Genomic DNA, 3,101 nt, shown 5'->3' with positions numbered 1-3,101 from the left:
CGCGCGGCGGCTGGGCCCCCGAGTCCGGGCTGCCCGAACCGCAGGCGCTGCGCGGGATGATCGCCGCCGGGGTCGCCGAATTCCGGTCCCGTACACAGGAGTTGGCGCCCGAGGGCCGTACGCGCACCGAACTCGACCGGATAGGGCGGGAGATCTGGTCCCGGACGGTCGGCGACACCTCGCTGCCGGTGCGCGCTGTGCACGCCGCTCAGTCGCTCGGATTCCTGCGCCCCGGCGGGGAGTCGGTCCTCTTCTCGTCCGGCGCCTGGCTGCGGCTGCGCACACCGTACGGCTCGATCGCCGTACGCAGGGCGGGAGTCGGCGCACTCGGCGTCAGCGTGCGCTGAGCGCGCCGTCCAACTCCCCGCACGGCAAAGGGTGTTCAGCCCGCCGTGTTCAGCCTGCCGTGCTCAGCCTTCTGTGTTCACCATCGAGGCGGCGGCGTACGTCAGGTAGTTCCACAGCGTGTGCTCGTGTTCCTCGGACAGGCCGAGTTCGTCGACGGCTACCCGCATGTGCTTCAGCCAGGCGTCGTGCGCGGCCCGGTCGACCTGGAACGGGGCGTGACGCATACGCAGCCGCGGGTGGCCGCGGTTGTCGCTGTACGTCGTGGGGCCGCCCCAGTACTGGATCAGGAAGAGAGTGAGGCGCTCCTCGGCCGGGCCCAGGTCCTCCTCCGGATACATGGGCTTCAGCAGCGGGTCCTCGGCGACACCCTCGTAGAACCGGTGAACGAGTCGACGGAAGGTCTCCTCCCCGCCGACCTGCTCGTAGAAGGTCTGCTCCTGAAGCGTGCCGCGCCGAATCTCTTTCACGCTCCCATGGTCTCAGACGCCGTGGCGGAGGACTTCGGACTTAGGACCTGTCCCGAAGCACCTGCCTGTCCCGGAGGACCGCTCGCCTCCACGGCCGTACCGCAGGACAGTGGACGTATGGGCGCGCACGCTCTCGACAAGGATCTGGACGCCGTGGCCGGCCCCGCGCGGGCGGAGCTGGTGCGGAGGATCGGGCTGAGCGGGGCGTGGGACGCGGACCCGGGGTGGCGGGCGGTGTTCGAGGCGGTGCCGCGGCATCTCTTCGTGCCGTACTACTACGTCGGTGCCCAGGGCGGCTACGAGCGGCTGTGGGGCGGGAGCCGCGACCCACGCACCCGGGATCGCTGGCTGCGCGGGGTGTACGCCGACGCACCGCTGGCCACCCGGCTGCGCGACGGGGAACTGGTGTCGTCCAGCAGCCAGCCCTCGCTGATGGCCAGGATGCTCGTCGAGCTGGGGGTGACGGACGGCAGCCGGGTGCTGGAGATCGGCGCAGGCACCGGCTACAACGCGGCGCTGCTCGCCCACCGGCTCGGCGACGGCCTGGTGACCACCGTCGACCTGGAACCGGAGATCACCGAGTCCGCGCGCACCCACCTCGCCGACGCCGGGTACCGCCCGACCGTCGTCACCGGCGACGGCGCCCGCGGAGTCCCCGAACACGCCCCCTACGACCGGATCATCGCGACCTGCGCCCTGCCGTCGGTCCCGCCCGCCTGGCTCGCCCAGTGCAGTCCCGGCGCCCGCGTTCTGGCCCCGCTCGCCACCGGGCTGATCGCGCTCACCGTGCGGGACGCGGAGCACGCCGAGGGCAGTTTCCTCGACACCGCCGCGTACTTCGTGCCCCTGCGCGGCACCGGGCCCGCCCCGGCGGACGGGATCCCGCACCGCTCCGGCGACCACGAACTCTTCCGCTTCCTGCTCACCCTCACCCATGGCAACCTCGACCCGGGGGACGCCCACGACCTGTGGGAGCGCGAACTGCGGCCCGGGCGTGAGCGCTACGGCGTCACGGTCGCCGACGGCCGGGTGCGGGCGTGGCTGGACGATCCGGAGGGGCCGTACACCTGGCCCCTCCGCTGAACCGTGCCGCCTCTTAACCCCGGCGGACCGTGATCGTCGTCCACGCGCCGACGTGCACCCGGTCCCCGTCCTGCAACGGCACCGGCACGAAGGGCTGGATCGGCTCCTCGCCGCCGTTGACCGTCGTACCGTTCGTCGAGTTCTGGTCGACGACCGCCCAGCTTCCGTCCGGCTGCTGGACAAGTACCGCGTGCTGGTGCGAGACGCCTGGGTCCTCCGGCGGCACCGACAGGTCGATGTCGGGGGACTCGCCGGTGGAGTGCCGGCGGCGGCCGATGGTGATCTGGTTGCCGATGAGCTGGCGCTGCTGCTCGGGGGAGTACGCGGGCAGGTTGAGACCCGCGGCCTCCGGGCCCGAGCGCTGCATCATCGCCAGGAAGTACTCGCGGTCCGGGCCGATCGTCGCCAGCCACGTCGTCGGCTGCTGCTGGTACGCCGGGCGGGGCGGGGGCGGTACCCGGTCGCTCGCCTTGAGCAGTGCGGTGAGGTGGGTGAGGGCGGGCTTGAGGGTGGTGACGATGCTGGTGCCGGTGGGCAGCCAGGCCGCCTGCGCCGGGTCGCAGTCCAGGTGGTGGAGTTCGGTGCCGGGGTGCAGGAGCGGTCCGCCGTCGTCGACGTGGTAGGTGAAGACGGGCGCGCCGAGGGCCACGACGACGTCGTACGGCCGTAGTCGCGCGGCCAGTTGGCCCGCGAGAGGTGGCAGGAAGCCCTGGAAGAGGGGGTGGGACTCGGGGAAGCCGGAGCGGCCGGAGAGGGGGCTGATCCAGACGGCGGCGCGGGTGCGTTCGGCCAGGTCACGGGCCTCGGGGAGGGCGTCCTCGTCGTCCACGCCGGGGCCGACCACCAGGGCGGGGCGGGCGCAGTCGTCCAGGCGGGCCGCGAGGGCGGACAGGGCCTGCGGGTCGGCGGTGAAGCCGGTGTGCACGGTGCGTGGTTCGACGGGCCGGGCCGGCTGGTCCCAGTCGTCCTCGGGGACGGAGACGAACACCGGTCCGCGGGGCGGCGTCATCGCGATGCGGTGGGCCTCGGCGAGTACGGCGGGCACGTCGGCGGCGCGTTCGGGCTGGTGGGCGAACTTGACGTAGGGGCGCGGGAATTCGGCCGGGCGGTCGGCGCCGAGGAAGGGCCGCAGCTGGAGCAGGGAGCGCGCCTGCTGGCCGGCCACGATCACCAGCGGGACGCGGTCGCGGTGGGCGTTGAAGA

Annotated in this window: 3 protein-coding genes and 1 pseudogene; 2 read left to right on the top strand and 2 right to left on the bottom strand. The window is 73.0% G+C overall.

Annotated features, from left to right (window positions below; genetic code table 11):
- A pseudogene (locus R6V09_RS49760) lies at positions 1–347 on the top strand (hypothetical protein); the annotation flags it as partial.
- Between the two features lie 63 nt (positions 348–410).
- Here the strand turns inward: R6V09_RS49760 and R6V09_RS49755 are convergent.
- On the bottom strand, positions 411–815 hold the full coding sequence (locus R6V09_RS49755) for a globin (RefSeq protein ID WP_317888034.1): 405 nt from the start codon (positions 813–815) through the stop codon (positions 411–413).
- A gap of 117 nt (positions 816–932) precedes the next feature.
- Between R6V09_RS49755 and R6V09_RS49750 the strand changes: the two genes are divergently transcribed.
- Positions 933–1,898: a methyltransferase domain-containing protein gene (locus R6V09_RS49750; RefSeq protein ID WP_317888033.1), complete on the top strand. Its 966-nt coding sequence runs from the start codon at positions 933–935 to the stop codon at positions 1,896–1,898.
- Between the two features lie 13 nt (positions 1,899–1,911).
- Here R6V09_RS49750 and R6V09_RS49745 read toward each other — a convergent pair.
- Positions 1,912–3,101: FHA domain-containing protein (locus tag R6V09_RS49745; protein WP_317888032.1), on the bottom strand; the 1,190-nt coding region annotated here is incomplete at its 5' end.

Origin of the sequence: Streptomyces sp. W16 (assembly GCF_033194735.1) — a bacterium.
GTDB lineage: Bacteria > Actinomycetota > Actinomycetes > Streptomycetales > Streptomycetaceae > Streptomyces.
Note: the sequence above shows the minus strand (reverse complement) of the source record. Positions and strands in the feature narration are given on the sequence as shown.

Coding starts and splice junctions, on each gene's coding strand:
- R6V09_RS49750 (WP_317888033.1), top strand. CDS start 933: ATGGGCGCGCACGCTCTCGACAAGGATCTGGACGCCGTGGCCGGCCCC.